This window comes from Cohnella sp. AR92 (assembly GCF_003990975.1).
In the GTDB taxonomy this organism is placed as follows: Bacteria; Bacillota; Bacilli; order Paenibacillales; family Paenibacillaceae; genus Cohnella.
Genome location: NZ_RZJR01000004.1, coordinates 110,747 through 125,395 on the forward strand (window position 1 = coordinate 110,747; position 14,649 = coordinate 125,395).

Annotated in this window: 15 protein-coding genes; all 15 read left to right on the plus strand. The window is 57.9% G+C overall.

Annotation, left to right across the window (positions count from 1 at the left end):
* Position 1 precedes the first annotated feature (1 nt).
* The 15 genes from ELR57_RS07610 to ELR57_RS07680 all read left to right on the plus strand — a co-directional run bounded on the left by ELR57_RS07610 (position 2) and on the right by ELR57_RS07680 (position 14,070).
* Positions 2-928: an ABC transporter permease gene (locus tag ELR57_RS07610; protein WP_126958430.1), complete on the plus strand. Its 927-nt coding sequence runs from the start codon at positions 2-4 to the stop codon at positions 926-928.
* Between the two features lie 21 nt (positions 929-949).
* Positions 950-1,969 (plus strand): ABC transporter ATP-binding protein, encoded by a 1,020-nt coding sequence (locus ELR57_RS07615; protein WP_126958431.1) that lies wholly within the window; start codon positions 950-952, stop codon positions 1,967-1,969.
* The gene (locus ELR57_RS07620; protein ID WP_126958432.1) at positions 1,969-2,973 is read left to right on the plus strand and encodes an ABC transporter ATP-binding protein; all 1,005 of its coding nucleotides are present in this window, start codon (positions 1,969-1,971) and stop codon (positions 2,971-2,973) included. The genes ELR57_RS07615 and ELR57_RS07620 overlap by 1 nt, the downstream gene beginning before the upstream one ends.
* On the plus strand, positions 2,970-4,604 hold the full coding sequence (pepV, locus tag ELR57_RS07625) for a dipeptidase PepV (protein WP_238162438.1): 1,635 nt from the start codon (positions 2,970-2,972) through the stop codon (positions 4,602-4,604). Before ELR57_RS07620 ends, pepV begins: the two co-directional genes overlap by 4 nt.
* A complete protein-coding gene (locus ELR57_RS07630) occupies positions 4,601-6,028 on the plus strand; it encodes a leucyl aminopeptidase family protein (protein WP_126958433.1) in 1,428 nt (475 codons plus the stop codon). Before pepV ends, ELR57_RS07630 begins: the two co-directional genes overlap by 4 nt.
* Positions 6,029-6,043: 15 nt before the next feature.
* Positions 6,044-6,757: a copper homeostasis protein CutC gene (locus ELR57_RS07635; RefSeq protein WP_126958434.1), complete on the plus strand. Its 714-nt coding sequence runs from the start codon at positions 6,044-6,046 to the stop codon at positions 6,755-6,757.
* 406 nt (positions 6,758-7,163) lie between these two features.
* Positions 7,164-7,406, plus strand: a complete 243-nt coding sequence (locus tag ELR57_RS07640) for a DUF4321 domain-containing protein (protein WP_126958435.1) — start codon at positions 7,164-7,166, stop codon at positions 7,404-7,406.
* A gap of 26 nt (positions 7,407-7,432) precedes the next feature.
* Positions 7,433-8,077 carry a Maf family protein gene (locus ELR57_RS07645; RefSeq protein ID WP_126958436.1) on the plus strand — a complete coding sequence of 215 codons (645 nt, stop codon included), beginning with the start codon at positions 7,433-7,435 and terminating at the stop codon, positions 8,075-8,077.
* A gap of 86 nt (positions 8,078-8,163) precedes the next feature.
* The gene (radC, locus tag ELR57_RS07650; protein WP_126958437.1) at positions 8,164-8,853 is read left to right on the plus strand and encodes a RadC family protein; all 690 of its coding nucleotides are present in this window, start codon (positions 8,164-8,166) and stop codon (positions 8,851-8,853) included.
* Positions 8,854-8,892: 39 nt separating this feature from the next.
* Positions 8,893-9,924 (plus strand): rod shape-determining protein, encoded by a 1,032-nt coding sequence (locus ELR57_RS07655; protein WP_126958438.1) that lies wholly within the window; start codon positions 8,893-8,895, stop codon positions 9,922-9,924.
* Between the two features lie 54 nt (positions 9,925-9,978).
* Positions 9,979-10,848, plus strand: a complete 870-nt coding sequence (gene mreC, locus ELR57_RS07660) for a rod shape-determining protein MreC (RefSeq protein ID WP_238162439.1) — start codon at positions 9,979-9,981, stop codon at positions 10,846-10,848.
* Between the two features lie 2 nt (positions 10,849-10,850).
* Positions 10,851-11,372: a rod shape-determining protein MreD gene (mreD, locus tag ELR57_RS07665; RefSeq protein ID WP_126958439.1), complete on the plus strand. Its 522-nt coding sequence runs from the start codon at positions 10,851-10,853 to the stop codon at positions 11,370-11,372.
* Between the two features lie 78 nt (positions 11,373-11,450).
* Complete coding sequence (locus tag ELR57_RS07670) at positions 11,451-12,110, plus strand: septum site-determining protein MinC (RefSeq protein ID WP_126958440.1); 660 nt, start codon at positions 11,451-11,453, stop codon at positions 12,108-12,110.
* A 4-nt stretch (positions 12,111-12,114) separates the two neighbouring features.
* Positions 12,115-12,909, plus strand: coding sequence for a septum site-determining protein MinD (minD, locus tag ELR57_RS07675; protein WP_126958441.1), 795 nt, complete (start codon positions 12,115-12,117; stop codon positions 12,907-12,909).
* A gap of 6 nt (positions 12,910-12,915) precedes the next feature.
* On the plus strand, positions 12,916-14,070 hold the full coding sequence (locus ELR57_RS07680; RefSeq protein ID WP_126958442.1) for an FtsW/RodA/SpoVE family cell cycle protein: 1,155 nt from the start codon (positions 12,916-12,918) through the stop codon (positions 14,068-14,070).
* The last annotated feature ends 579 nt before the right edge of the window (positions 14,071-14,649 follow it).

The following is a 14,649-nucleotide window of genomic DNA, read 5'->3' on the forward strand; positions in this document are numbered from 1 at the left end:
GATGCAAGCACCATCGGATTCTTTAGACAACTTGTTCGTCCCCGTTCGCCAGGAGAGCGGCGAGCAGGAACGGATCTCCCGGCCTGCGCTTTCCGCTTTCCAAGATAGCTGGCGGAGGCTTCGTCAGAATAAGGCGGCGGTCATCAGCTTGATTCTGCTTGCCATCATGGTCATTCTGGCGATCATCGGGCCATGGCTGACGAAGTACTCGTATGCGCAGACCAATTATTCGGCCGTCTATCAATCTCCCAGCTCCGAGCATTGGTTCGGCACCGACAAATTCGGCCGCGACCAGTGGGCGCGGATCTGGCAAGGCACGCGCATCTCGCTTCTGATCGCCGTTCTGGCCGCGGCGCTGGACCTGGTGGTCGGCGTCGCTTATGGCGCGATCTCCGCGCTGAAGGGCGGCAAAGTCGATAACGCGATGCAGCGGATCATCGAGATTCTGATCGGCGTTCCGAGCCTTATCATTATCATCCTGCTGATGATGATCATGAAGGCCAACATCTTCACGATCATGGTCGCCATGTCGATTACCGGCTGGGTAGGCATGGCGCGGCTCGTTCGCGCCCAGATCCTGAAGCTGAAGCAGCAGGAGTTCGTTCTCGCGGCCCGGACGCTAGGGACTTCGAATACCCAGATTATCATGAAGCATTTGATACCGAACACGATCGGCATGATCGTCATCAATACGATGTTCACGATCCCGTCGGCGATCTTCACCGAAGCCTTCCTGAGCTTCATCGGGCTGGGCCTCCAATCGCCTCAGGCTTCCCTGGGCGTGCTGATCCACGACGGCTTCCAGACGCTCAATTCGCACTTCTATCTGCTGTTGTACCCAGCGCTTGTTATCGTCGTCATCATGGTAGCGTTCAATATTCTGGGCGACGGCCTGCGCGACGCGCTGGATCCGCGGATGCGCAAATAAGGTAGGACAGGGGGGAGAACGATGAGCCAAACATTGCTTCAGGTACGCGATCTGGAGGTTGCGTTCCGAACTTATATCGGAGAGGTTCAAGCGGTCCGGGGCGTCAGCTTCGACTTGAACAAAGGCGAGACGCTGGCGATCGTAGGAGAGTCCGGTTCGGGCAAGTCCGTGACTTCGAAGAGCATAATGCGCTTGCTTGCTAAGAACGCGAAGATTCGCGGAGGCGAGATTCTCTTCGAGGGAGAGAATCTCGCGAGCGTCTCCGAGCGGCGGATGCAGAACATTCGCGGCTCGGAGATCTCGATGATTTTCCAGGATCCGATGACCTCGCTCAATCCGACGATGACCGTGGGCAAGCAGATCATCGAAGTTCTGAAGAAGCACCGCAAGCTAGGCGGGGCGGAAGCGACGGCCAAGGCGATCGAACTGCTCGCGCTGGTCGGCATTCCGAGCCCGGAGAAGCGCGTCAAGCAGTATCCGCACCAGCTGTCCGGCGGAATGAGGCAGCGCGTCGTCATCGCGATGGCGCTGGCCTGCAGCCCGAAGGTGCTGATCGCGGACGAGCCGACGACCGCGCTCGACGTTACGATTCAGGCGCAGATTCTGGAGCTCATGAAGAAGATCCAGGAGGAGACGGGAACGTCGATCATCCTGATCACGCACGATCTCGGAGTGGTGGCCGAATCGGCGGCGAGGGTTGCCGTCATGTATGCGGGAATCATCGTCGAGACGGGAACGGTAGACGAGCTGTTCTACGACGCGAAGCATCCGTATACGTGGGGACTGCTCGCCTCCATGCCGAAGCTTCATGAGAAGAGCAGCGAGCTGACGGCGATTCCGGGCACTCCACCGGACCTGATGTTCCCGCCTGTCGGCTGCCCGTTCGCGGCCCGCTGCCCGCATGCGATGGAGGTATGCGTCGCGAAGATGCCGGCGTATACCTCTCACTCGGTTACGCACAGCGCCGCATGCTGGCTTCAGGATCCTAGAGCGCCCAAAGTCAACGCTCCTTCGGGAGTTCATGAAGGAGGCGAGCGTTAATGGCGAATCCGAAGAAGAAGCCGCTCGTTCAAGTGAATAACCTGAAGAGGCATTTTCAGGTGGGAAGCGGCAAGACGCTGAAGGCCGTCGACGGCGTCTCGTTCGAGATCTATCAGGGCGAGACGTTCGGCCTGGTCGGAGAATCGGGCTGCGGCAAGTCCACGCTCGGCCGTACGCTGATCCGTCTCTACGACGCGACGGAAGGTACCGTCCTGTTCGACGGCGAGCCGGTGCACGGAACGAAGTCGAAGGCGGAGCTGAAGAAGCTGACCCGCCAAATCCAGATGATTTTCCAAGACCCCTATGCATCCTTGAACCAACGGATGAACGTCGAAGACATTATCGCCGAAGGCATGGACGCGCACGGCTTGGCCAAGAACCGCGAAGAACGTTCGAAGCGCGTCGTGGAGCTGCTCGAGACCGTCGGCCTGAACGCCGAGCACGCGAAGCGGTTCCCGCACGAATTCTCCGGCGGCCAGAGGCAGCGGATCGGGATCGCCCGCGCCCTTGCGGTCGACCCGGAATTCATCATCGCGGACGAGCCGATCTCGGCGCTCGACGTATCGATTCAGGCTCAGGTCGTCAACCTGCTGCAGAAGCTCCAGCGAGAGCGCGGCCTGACCTACCTGTTCATTGCCCATGACCTGTCGATGGTCAAGCATATCAGCGACCGGATCGGCGTCATGTATCTCGGCGGCATGGTGGAGCTTGCGACGAGCGACGACCTGTTCGACGAGCCCCTTCATCCTTATACTCAGGCTCTGCTGACGGCGATCCCGATTCCCGACCCTCGTCTGGAGCGGGAGCGCAAGAGACAGCTGCTGCAAGGCGATCTGCCAAGCCCGATCGACCCGCCAAGCGGATGCCGCTTCCGGACCCGCTGTCCGTTCGCGACCGAGCATTGCAAGAACAAGGCTCCCGAGTGGCGGGAAGCTCGCCCGAACCACTGGGTGGCTTGCCACCTCTATGGCAGCGAGAGCGATCAGGCGGCGATGAAGGCATGAGGAACGGAGTGGAAGCCATGGATTGGAACAAAGAAGCAGAGAAGCGTAAGGATCGGCTGTTGGCCGATCTCTCGGATCGAAACGGAGTTATGGATTGGAATAAAGAAGCGGAGAAGCGTAAGGATCGGCTACTAGCCGATCTCTCGGATCGAAACGGAGTTATAGATTGGAACAAAGAAGCAGAGAAGCGGAAGGATCGGCTGTTGGCCGATCTCTTCGCGCTTCTGCGTATAAATAGCGTGAAGGATCTAGGCACCTCCGGACCCGGCAAGCCCATGGGCGAAGGGATCTCGGAGGCTTTGAATTATATGCTTCGGCTCGGGGAAGAAGCCGGATTCGAGACGAAGGATCTGCAAGGTTATGCGGGCTACGCGGAGTACGCTCCTTCGGAGTCGGGCGATTACGTGGCGGTGCTCTGCCATCTGGACGTCGTTCCGGCTAGCGGAGAATGGACCGCGCCTCCATTCGAGCCGGAGATTCGGGATGGCCAGCTATATGCCAGAGGAGCGATCGACGACAAGGGCCCGGCGATGGCGGCGTTCTATGCGCTGAAGATCGTGAAGGAGCTCGGCTTGCCGGCTAAGCATAACGTTCGCCTCATCTTCGGCACGGACGAGGAGCATGCCTGCGATTGCATGACGATGTACCGCAAGCTGGAGAAGCCCCCGATCTGCGGCTTCACGCCGGATGCGGAATTTCCGATCGTGCGCGCGGAGAAGGGGCAGATCAACGTCAAGGTGCTGCTGACCGCTTCGGGAGACTCGGACTCGGAAGGTAGGGCTGACGGCTCCGAGTTCTGCCTGAAGGCCTTCCATGGCGGCGGCACGGCCAACATGGTGCCGGAGAATGCGGTTGCCTTCCTCGAAGGGGAAGAGGCGAACCTGGAAGCGTTGGCGGCCGGCTTCACGCAATATTGCATGGACAAAGGGATGGAAGGAAGCGCCTCGCGGGAGGACAAAGCGCTGACGCTTCGCCTTAAGGGCGTATCCGCGCACGGCATGGAGCCGCATCTCGGCCGCAACGCGGCGCTTGAGCTTCTCCACTTCCTTCGCCGCTTGTCGCTGCAGCCGGATGCGGAACGATACGTGGCTTGCGTGAACGATCATCTGCACGGGGACTGCCTGGGGCATGCCTTCGGCGTGGCCATGAGCGACGACGTGACGGGCGCGCTTACGATCAACTGCGGCATTCTCGAGTATGCTCCCGGCGAGCCGTCGTTCTTCCATCTGAACCTGAGATACCCGGCATGCGGGACCTCCGACTTCATTCTGGACCATATCTCCAAGCGGGTCGCCTCATACGGCTTCCAGGTGGACACCCCGATCCTCAAAAATCCGCACCATGTGCCGGACGAATATCCGATGATTCGCATGCTTCAACGAGTGTATGAGGAAGAAACGGGGCGGGAGCCGGCGCTCTTGTCTACCGGAGGAGGAACATACGGGGCGCTGATCCCGAACGGGGTTGCCTTCGGCATGGAGTTCCCGGGTACGAAATCCACCGCCCATCAGGGGGATGAGACGGTAAGCGTCGAACAGTTGATCAAGGCGACGGCCATTTATGCCAGAGCGATCTACGAGCTGGCGAACCTGGATTTCGAGCCGAACGACGCGGGAGGCGAAGGGGGATGACGGAGCTTGCGATTACGTCGGGCCGTTCCAGCCTCGCCGGGGAGGAAGCGATCGTATATCCCTCGTTTGAAGGAGCGGCGGAAGCTTCCGGGCTTCCGTTCGAGCTTGTCCCATATATGGCTAAGAGAGGGGAAGCGACCTGGTTCTTCGGACGCCGGGGTGAACGTCACTATCTGGTCATCGGTCTTGGACGCCGGGAGGAGTTAACCCTGGAGCGGGTTCGCGAAGCGGCGGGGATCGCCGGGCGGGCACTCCGCAAGCCAGGCTTCCGTTCCGCTGCCGTGTCGCTGGCATTCGGTTCTTCGGAGGCGTTCGGCGAAGACGAGATCGTGTCCGCATGGACGGAAGGCTGGCTTCTCGGAACGTACGAGTTCAATGAATATCGGTCCAGCCGCACGTCTTCTCCAATGGAGAGCCTTCACTTCTTGACCTCCGAAGAGTATGGCAGCGAGATTGAGCGGGTCCGCGATCGAGTCGAAGCGGTCAAGCTGGCCCGCGACTTGGTGAACGAGCCCGGCGATCGGCTGAATCCGGACGTATTCGCGGAACGAATCGTCGAGCGGTTCATCGGCACTTCCGTGAAAATAAAGGTGTACAAGGGGCTCGAGTTAGCGGAGAGAGGCATGAACGGGCTTCTGACCGTCGGGCGGGGAAGCAGGTATTCGCCCGCTCTCGTCGAACTGGTGTACGATCCCGTGCCGGGTGAGGCGCCGATCGCGCTGGTCGGTAAGGGAGTTACCTTCGACATGGGCGGGATGAACGTCAAAACCGCGAATGACATCAGCGACGCCCGAATGGACATGGGCGGAGCGGCAGCGGTCGTCGGCGCGCTTGACCTGCTGGTTCGTACGAAGGCGCGGCGCAATGTCGTCGCCCTGATTCCGATCGCGGACAACGTTCCCGGTCCCGGCGCCTGCTTGCCTTCGGAGGTTGTCGCCTACCCGAACGGCTTGACCGTTCAGGTGAAGAACACCGACGCCGAAGGACGGTTGATCATGGCCGACGCGATGCTTCATGCGGCGAAGTTCGATCCGGCGGAGCTGATCGACGTGGCGACGTTGACCGGCAACGTGGGGCAGGCTCTCGGTCTTGGCATTGCCGGCATGTGGGGCGACGCGGGAATGACCGCGCGGCTTCATAAGGCCGGCGAAGCATGCGGCGACCGCATCTGGGCGATGCCGCTGATGGACGATTATGAAGAGCAACTGCGCAGCGACTATGCCGACCTATCGAACTGGGCGCCGACTCCTTACGGCGGAGCGATTCTTGCGGCTCTGTTCCTGCGCCGCTTCTCCGGCGGGGTGCCGTGGGTGCACATCGACATGGCCAACACTTCGCAAGCGAAGAGCGAGCGGAGCTACTATCCGGTCGGAGCATCGGGCTACGGGGTTCGGCTGCTCGCGGATTATATCCTAGGGAATTGAGCAGGGGGAGATAGAATGCTGCTGGAAGTGATAGCGACCAATCTGGCGGACGCGATCGCCGCGGAGAGAAGCGGAGCCCAACGTATCGAGCTGGTCACCGGAATGCTGGAAGGCGGGCTTACGCCGAGCATCGGCCTGATCGAAGAGACGATTCGTTCGGTCTCGATCCCGGTGAACGTCATGGTTCGCCCCCACAGCTTGTCCTTCGTGTACGGGGCGGAAGACATTCGCACGATGAGGGCGGATATCCGCGCCATTCGGAAGTCGGGAGCGGCGGGCATCGTCATCGGCGCGCTCACGGCGGATCGCAAGATCGATTCGGCGGTGCTGCGGGTGCTGATCGCGGAAGCGGAGCAGCTCGACATCACCTTCCACCGCGCTTTCGACGAGGCGGAGGACCAGTTCGAAGCGCTGGAGCTGCTGGCTTCGTTCCCGCAGATCAGCCGAGTGCTCACCTCGGGCGGACAGCCCTCCGCGCTTCGCGCGATGGGCCGAATCCGCTCGCTTGTCGAAGCGTCGGAAGGAACGAACCTGCGGATTCTCGCGGGGGCGGGCTTAACCGTCGAAGCGCTGAAAGAGTTTATTCGGCAGACAGGAGCGCCCGAGGTCCACTTCGGCTCTTCCGTGCGCCAAGAAGGCCACAGCCTGCTTCCGATCGTTCCGGAACGGATCGAGGCGATTCGCTCCATCTTCGAAGAGCTGGAGCAGGAACGCGGGAGCGAGGCGTAAGCAAGCGCGGACAGGCGGCAGAATCACGCGGATTGCGTCGGTTGCGAAGCGCCGCTGTCGCCTACCAGCTGTAACCCGATAAATTCGGGTTACGGAGCCCCAGGCCCGTGGGCCGGGGGCTCTGAATATGAAACTTTAAGCAGATTCTATCCGGCCGCAGGGTCCCGGAGCGCTGGAACTGCTGCTCCAATCATAGAGGGTTTGCGTTCTATCGCCGACGGCGGAGGGAGCGCAACCCTCTTTTGTTTGGCTTCCGGAACGAATTCTTTAGAGATTCCACTTTTCTTCGCCAATTCGCCAATTGGCAGCCGATGACGGAATGAGGTCCAATTACGCATTGAACAGGTTGCCCAGGCAACGTATAATGAATGGACAAGTGTCAAAAAATGGTGGGAGACGTTGAAACATGAAGAAAAGCGCTTGGGTTCTCGTGCTGCTTGTATTTATCGGCCTGCTGGCGGGAGCTATGGTCGCCAGGTGGCTCGAAGACGTTCCCGGGCTTGATTTTCTGACTCGGACCTTCAAGATCGATTGGTCGCCTTCCGCCGATCTCCTCGTCGTCAATTATTCGATTCATATTGGATTCGACCTCAGCCTGCTCAGCATAATCGGAGCGATTGTCTCCATCTGGGCTTATCGCAGAATGTAACGCAATAGAAAGGAAAGAAAACAGCAATGACTTCCAATCAGAATCAATCCCCTTCAACTCCGCCGGCGCCGGCGACATTGGTGCTGGCATCCTCTTCGCCTCGCCGCCAGGAGCTGATCGCCAAGCTCGGGCTTCCGGTGCTTATCCGGCCGAGCCACGCCGACGAAGACACTCCCGCGGGCTGGAGCCCGGCGAGAATCGTCGAAGAATTGTCCCTTCGCAAAGCCAAGGCCGTGATCGACGGCGCCGAGCCGTCCGACCTCAAAGGCGATGGAGCGGTCTCCATCGTGGTCGGCAGCGATACGATCGTCGCTCTCGGAGAAGAAGCGATGGGCAAGCCGAAGAACGCCGCCGATGCCGAAGCGATGCTGGAGAGGCTGCAAGGCCGAACCCACGAGGTGTATACCGGCGTCACTTGCCTGGAGCTGGAGTCAGGCCGGGCCGTGACGACGCATCGGGTCACGCGCGTTCGGATGAGAAAGCTGTCGAAGGAGCAGATAAGCCGATATGTCGAGACCGGAGAGCCGATGGACAAGGCAGGCGCTTACGGAATTCAAGACCGCGGCGCTTTGCTGGTCGAAGGCATCGAAGGAGACTTCTATAGCGTGATGGGGCTTCCGGTCTCGCTGCTCGCGGAGATGCTTGAGTCCTTCGGAATCGTTAAGCCGTAAGTCTTAAGTTGAACGGTAAAGCCAATTACCTCATGACCTCAGACGATACCCGCGGCCGACGCGGATAACGGAGAAGAGGAAGCGGAATGGAACAACGCGCTTATACGATGAGGGAATTGCCGGCGGACGATCGTCCGCGGGAGAGAATGCAGCGGCACGGATCGGAGTCGCTCAGCCACGCGGAGCTGCTCGCGATTCTGCTGCGGACGGGAACCCGGAACGAGTCGGCCGTGCACCTGGCCCAGCGGATTCTGAACGATTGCGGCGGGCTGCGCCGGTTCGCGGAACGGAGCTGGGAAGAGCTGACGCACATCCGCGGGATCGGACCGGCCAAGGCGCTGCAGCTGCAGGCGTCCATCGAGCTGGGCAGGAGAGTCGCGAGGTCCCGCCTGCCGGAGATGCCGCGCATCTCGAGGCCGCAGGATGCGGCCGATCTTCTGATGGAGGAATTGCGGCACTACCGGGAGGAGCACTTCGTCTGCCTGTTTCTCAACACGAAGAACCAAGTGATCGGAAGGCAGACGCTCTCGATCGGAAGCTTGAACGCCTCGATCGTCCATCCCCGAGAGGTATTCCGGGCGGCCATCCGGCGCAGCAGCGCGTCGATTCTATGCGCGCACAATCATCCGAGCGGGGACCCGACCCCGAGTCCCGAAGACATCCAACTGACGAAGAGGCTGGCGGAAGCGGGACAGCTGCTCGGGATCGAGCTGCTCGACCATCTGGTAATCGGTGACAATCGCTATATTAGTTTGAAGGAAAGTGGATGCTTGTAATATAATAAGAAGGATTGTCCCAACAGGAGGTAGCAGCATATGTTTGGTGGATTTACTCGAGATTTAGGGATTGACTTGGGAACGGCTAACACTCTGGTTTATGTTAAAGGCAAAGGAATTTCTGTGAGGGAGCCTTCCGTGGTTGCCCTGCGTACAGATACGAAGAAAATCGAAGCCGTAGGAGAGGCCGCGAAGAAGATGATCGGGCGCACGCCCGGCAACATTCGCGCCATTCGTCCGATGAAGGACGGCGTTATCGCCGACTTCGACACAACGGCTACGATGATCAAATATTTCATTCGCAGAGCCCAGAAGGAACGTTCTTTCCCGCCGCGCCATCCGAACGTGATGGTATGCGTGCCTTCCGGCATCACGGCTGTCGAGAAGCGCGCCGTGGAAGACGCGACCAAACAGGCGGGAGCTCGCGAGGCTTATACGATCGAAGAGCCGTTCGCGGCCGCGATCGGCGCCGATCTGCCGGTCTGGGAACCGACGGGCAGCATGGTCGTCGATATCGGCGGAGGAACGACGGAAGTCGCGGTCATCTCCCTCGGCGGCATCGTAACGAGCCGTTCGATTCGAGTGGCGGGCGACGAGATGGACGAATCGATTATGCAGTACATAAAGCGACTGTATAATCTGATGATCGGCGAGAGAACGAGCGAGCAGCTCAAGATGGAGATCGGTTCCGCGCTTCCGCTGGATAAGGTAGAATCGATCGAGATCCGCGGACGCGACCTCGTGACGGGTCTTCCGAAGACGCTCGCCATTACTTCCGACGAGATCACGGAAGCCCTGTCCGACACGGTCAACGCGATCGTGGAAGCGGTCAAGGTTACTCTCGAGAAGTGCCCGCCGGAGCTTTCCGCGGACATCATGGACCGCGGCATCGTGCTGACCGGAGGCGGTGCGCTGCTCCGCAATCTGGACAAGATGCTCGCGCGCGAGACGGGAATGCCGGTCATCGTCGCGGAGAATCCGCTGGACTGCGTGGCTATCGGAACAGGCAGGGCGCTCGAGAATATTCATCTGTTCAGGAACAAGGGCGGCTCGTCCTCCCGCAAGCGTTGATTAAGCAAAGGTAATTAGTTCGGATCGGAGCCCGGCGGCAGGGAAAGCAGGTGAATGGTTATTTTTAAATTCATGCGCAACAAACGGCTGTTCATTCTGATGATTGGGCTTATCTTGTTCATCTCTTTGCTGGGTTTCTCCTCTGGACGTACCGGATTGACTTGGCCTGAACGCTTCGTCAACGATGCTGTCGGAACTGTTCAAGAAGCGTTTTATCGGCCGGTCGGGGCGGTCTCGGAGTTCTTCCGAGACCTCGGCCGGCTTTCCGACGTGTATGAAGAGAACGAACAGCTTCGGCAGACGGTCGCTCGTTATACGCAGGACAAGATCCGCTACAATATGATCGAGAACGAGAATAAGAGACTGCAAGATGATCTCCATTTTACGGAAAGACAGAAGCAATTATACGATTATCGCTATTTGATCGCCCAAGTCATCGCAAGCAGCTCGAACCCTTACGACAAGACGATCAAGATCAACCTGGGCTCGCATGACGGAATCAAGCCGAAGATGGCGGTCACGACGGTCGACGGACTCGTCGGGCTGGTCAGCAAGGTATCGGAATTCACCTCGACGGTGACGCCTCTCTCGGAGCTGGACTCCACTTCGACGGACGCGATCTCGATCGCGGCGACCGTCCTCGGGCGCGAAGACCAATCCTTCGGCATCGTCGATTACGACAAGGAGAACAAGGTTCTTCAGATGAGCAAGATCGACGAGAACGACCAAGTGGTCGAGGGAGACCTGATCGTCACGTCGGGTCTAGGCAACGTTCTGCCTAAGGGAATCATCATCGGCACGGTTATCAGCAATCAAGTGGGAGACTTCGGTCTGACCCACACGGCCACGCTTGAGCCCGCAGCTAAATTCGATCACCTGACCGAGGTGTTCGTCGTGGTCACTTCGGATGTGGATGCGCCCTGAACATGAGAATGAATCGGACGATCCTGCTGACGATCCTGCTGCTGATCATTCAAACCGCTATTCTCCCGTGGCTGATTCCATCGGCTTGGAGCGACAGGCTTCTTCCGCACATGCCGTTCGTGATGACGGTATTCGTCGCCTTATTCGGCGGAAGATATAAAGCTTTCTTCTTCGGTCTGGGCTTCGGCTTGGCGGAAGACATTCTATTCTATGGCGAGCTGCTGGGCACTTACGGCTTCGCCTTGGCGTTGGTCGGGTATCTTATCGGCTTGGCCGGCGAGAGAAAAAACCACCTTCTCAGCTTTATGCTCCTGGCAGTCGGCGTGGGAAGCGTGGTCATGGATACGATCGTCTACTTCGTCTATAAGCTTTTCCAATTAACGAGCTTGACTTATGCGTTCGCCCTCTATTGGCAGATCGTTCCGACCCTGCTGCTTCATGTGGGCTTCGCCTTGCTGCTGTACCTGCCCGTTCGCAAGTGGCTTGCGAAGGCGGGTGCCGGCGAGGAGAGTTCTGCTTCATGAGTCCGATCCGTTCCCGCGGGGGACGGTGAAGGGGGCGTCAGACCGAATGGTTGTTACTGTAGGGAGGAGCGGGCTTGCGTGAGCGTCAAATCGGCCATAACGATTAAGGGTACCAAGGAAGGCCTTATCTTTCTTCTGGACGACCAGTGCGACTTCGTGTCGCTGCTGGATGAATTGCATGCGAAGCTGGACAAGCATGAGCAACAATTGAACGGCCCGATGGTTCACGTATTCGTTAAGCTCGGCTCCCGGGTGCTCGAGGAGGAAGACAAGGAGAAAATCCGCAGCGCCATTCGCAGGCAGGGCAATTTCCTCGTTCAGAGCATCGAGAGCGACCCGGAAGTCGCGGAGCAGAAGGAAGAGCCGCTTGGTCTCCAGACGATAACCGGAATCATCCGTTCCGGCCAGGTCGTCAGCCATGACGGACATCTTCTGCTGATCGGGGACGTGAATCCGGGAGGGACGATCCTGAGCACCGGAGACATCTTCATTATGGGAGCGCTCCGCGGGATGGCCCACGCCGGCTGCGAAGGCAACGAGAATTCGATCATAGCGGCTTCCTTGATGACTCCTACCCAGCTTCGAATCGCTGAGGTCATCAGCCGTCCGCCGGAGGAATGGGCGTCAGCCGATCCGTTGATGGAATACGCGTTCTTGCGCAACGGGGCGATGGAGATCGATAAACTGACTCATCTGCACCAGCATCGTAAAGAAGCCATTTTATTTAAAGGAGTGTAGAGCGATGGGAGAAGCGATTGTCGTTACATCCGGCAAAGGCGGGGTCGGGAAGACGACCACCTCGGCGAATTTGGGAACTGCACTGGCCTTGATCGGCAAAAAAGTGTGCATGGTCGATACGGATATCGGCTTGCGCAACCTGGATGTCGTCATGGGGCTGGAGAATCGGATCGTGTACGATCTTATCGACGTCGCGGAAGGCCGTTGCCGCCTGCCCCAAGCGCTGATCAAGGATAAGAGGTTCGAGGAGCTCTACATGCTTCCGGCCGCGCAGACAAAAGACAAGAACGACATCACTCCCGAGCAGGTGACCAAGATCATCGAGGAGCTGAAGCCGGATTTCGACTTCGTGATCATCGATTGTCCCGCCGGCATCGAGCAGGGCTTCGATAATGCCGTTACGGGCGCGGATCAGGCGATTGTCGTAACGACGCCGGAGAAAGCCGCCGTACGCGACGCGGATCGAGTGATCGGAATTCTGGATAAGCGCGGCATCCATTCGCCCAAGCTCCTGATCAACCGCATTCGTCCGAACCTCTTGAAGAACGGGGACATGCTGGAGATCGACGATATCTGCCAGGTTCTGGCGATTGACTTGATCGGCATTATCCCGGATGATGAACTTGTAATCCGGGCCGCTAATCACGGGGAACCGACCGTGATGAATCCGAATTCCCGCGCCGCGATCGCGTATCGCAACGTGGCGCGCCGAATTCTGGGAGAGACGGTTCCCCTGATGCAGTTAGAAGAGAAAACAGGGGTGTTCGGACGGGTCAAGAAGTTTCTTAGAATGGGATGAGCAAGCTTGCTGAACCGGTTAAAAAAGATCGATTGGCTCATGGTGTTGATTCTATGCGGGTTCATGGTCATCAGTACGCTGGTGGTTCGAAGCGCCACGCATAACAACCCTCAATATTATCACTTTGACGTCAAGACGCTTATCTATTACGGAGTAGGGTTCGGCGTTCTCTTCCTGATGACTCTTATCGATTACCGGCTGCTGCTAAAAGTCTGGTACGTCTGGTATATCATCGGGATTGGCTCGCTGATTGCGGTCTATCTCTTTGGGGGGGAGCTTAACGGAGCCAAAGGCTGGTTCAAGCTTCCTGGGAACCTGGGACTTACGATTCAGCCTGCCGAGATCATGAAGCTGTTTCTCATCATCGCGGTTGCGGCGGTGCTTGGACGAAGGCAAGGCGACCCGTTGCGAATGAGAACAGATGTCATGGCGATCGCGATGATCGCATTCGTTCCGTTCGTTCTCGTCATGATTCAGCCGGATTTGGGCAATGCGATCATCTATCTCTTCATCGTACTCGGGATGCTGTGGATCGGCAATATTCGATATACCTACGTGATGATCGGGCTCACTGTCGTTTTAGGGGGCTTGATGCTCTTCGTCAGCTTGTTCAATGCCTATAATGATGATATCAAGAACTACCTTGACGATCATAAAAAGATTCACTGGTACGAACGAATCAACACGTATATTCACCCGGACGAAGCTTCAGATGACCAAAGACGGCAATCCGAGAACGCGAAGATCGCGATCGGTTCCGGGGGGTTGTCCGGAGACGGCTACATGCAAGGCGAGTCCAAGAACCGCAAGTTCATTCCTTATCCGTATTCCGACTCCATCTTCGTCGTGATTGGGGAGGAATTCGGGTTCCAAGGAGCGGCGGTCCTGCTGCTGTTGTACTTCGTCTTTATCTATCGGATGATTATAACCGCGTATCAGTGTTACGACTTAAGGGGCTCCTTTATTATCATTGGGGTCGCCTCCATGATGGTGTTCCAGATCTTCCAGAATATCGGCATGATGATCGGATTGATGCCGATAACGGGGATTACGCTGCCGTTCATCAGTTATGGAGGCACCTCTCTTATCCTGAACATGCTCTCGATCGGGCTCGTGTTCAGCATCCGGGCTCATCAAGAGAAATACACGATGGATACGTAAACAAGCCGTAGGCCGATAGATGGCAGGCTTGGCGGGTTAGGTAGGTAAGGCTGGCGAGGCGGGTAAGGCGGGTAGTGCAGGTAATGTAGGCAGTGCAGGTAGTGCAGGTAATGTAGGCAGTGCAGGTAGTGCAGGTAATGTAGGCAGTGCAGGTAGTGCAGGTAATGTAGGCAGTGCAGCTAAGGCAGGCGGCGTACGGGGCAACCCGGCGCTGCTTTTTTGTTGTATCAGCCCCCAGTTTGACTGGGGAGGTTAAGATCATGGACTTAATTTTAACGGAAATTTGCGACCCTTAGAGGCGCAGATTGGTGTCTTTTGAATTTTAACGGAAATGACAGACCCTTACATGAACAACTCCCCCTAACGTCGAGGGTAAAATGCAATTTAAGCGTCGCGAATATCCATTAGAATTTTAACGGCTCTTTTTCGAGCATTTAAGGGGCTGAAATTTCCGTTAAGCGAATTGATAAAAGACCGACGCGGGGTGATAGAGATGGACGAAGCGGCAGCGGCAGCCTCAGTCTAAAGTCGATAGCGGCAGCCGAAAGTCGCAGCCGTAACCCGTAAGCCGCAAACGAT

What these genes read in the sequence shown, in the direction of transcription:
- ELR57_RS07620 (WP_126958432.1), top strand. Translation starts at nt 1,969, where the DNA reads ATGGCGAATCCGAAGAAGAAGCCGCTCGTTCAAGTGAATAACCTGAAG.
- mreC (WP_238162439.1), top strand. Translation starts at nt 9,979, where the DNA reads ATGGTTATTTTTAAATTCATGCGCAACAAACGGCTGTTCATTCTGATG.
- ELR57_RS07645 (WP_126958436.1), top strand. Translation starts at nt 7,433, where the DNA reads ATGACTTCCAATCAGAATCAATCCCCTTCAACTCCGCCGGCGCCGGCG.
- ELR57_RS07640 (WP_126958435.1), top strand. Translation starts at nt 7,164, where the DNA reads ATGAAGAAAAGCGCTTGGGTTCTCGTGCTGCTTGTATTTATCGGCCTG.
- pepV (WP_238162438.1), top strand. Translation starts at nt 2,970, where the DNA reads ATGAGGAACGGAGTGGAAGCCATGGATTGGAACAAAGAAGCAGAGAAG.
- ELR57_RS07610 (WP_126958430.1), top strand. Translation starts at nt 2, where the DNA reads ATGCAAGCACCATCGGATTCTTTAGACAACTTGTTCGTCCCCGTTCGC.
- radC (WP_126958437.1), top strand. Translation starts at nt 8,164, where the DNA reads ATGGAACAACGCGCTTATACGATGAGGGAATTGCCGGCGGACGATCGT.
- ELR57_RS07635 (WP_126958434.1), top strand. Translation starts at nt 6,044, where the DNA reads ATGCTGCTGGAAGTGATAGCGACCAATCTGGCGGACGCGATCGCCGCG.
- minD (WP_126958441.1), top strand. Translation starts at nt 12,115, where the DNA reads ATGGGAGAAGCGATTGTCGTTACATCCGGCAAAGGCGGGGTCGGGAAG.
- ELR57_RS07655 (WP_126958438.1), top strand. Translation starts at nt 8,893, where the DNA reads ATGTTTGGTGGATTTACTCGAGATTTAGGGATTGACTTGGGAACGGCT.
- ELR57_RS07630 (WP_126958433.1), top strand. Translation starts at nt 4,601, where the DNA reads ATGACGGAGCTTGCGATTACGTCGGGCCGTTCCAGCCTCGCCGGGGAG.
- ELR57_RS07615 (WP_126958431.1), top strand. Translation starts at nt 950, where the DNA reads ATGAGCCAAACATTGCTTCAGGTACGCGATCTGGAGGTTGCGTTCCGA.
- mreD (WP_126958439.1), top strand. Translation starts at nt 10,851, where the DNA reads ATGAGAATGAATCGGACGATCCTGCTGACGATCCTGCTGCTGATCATT.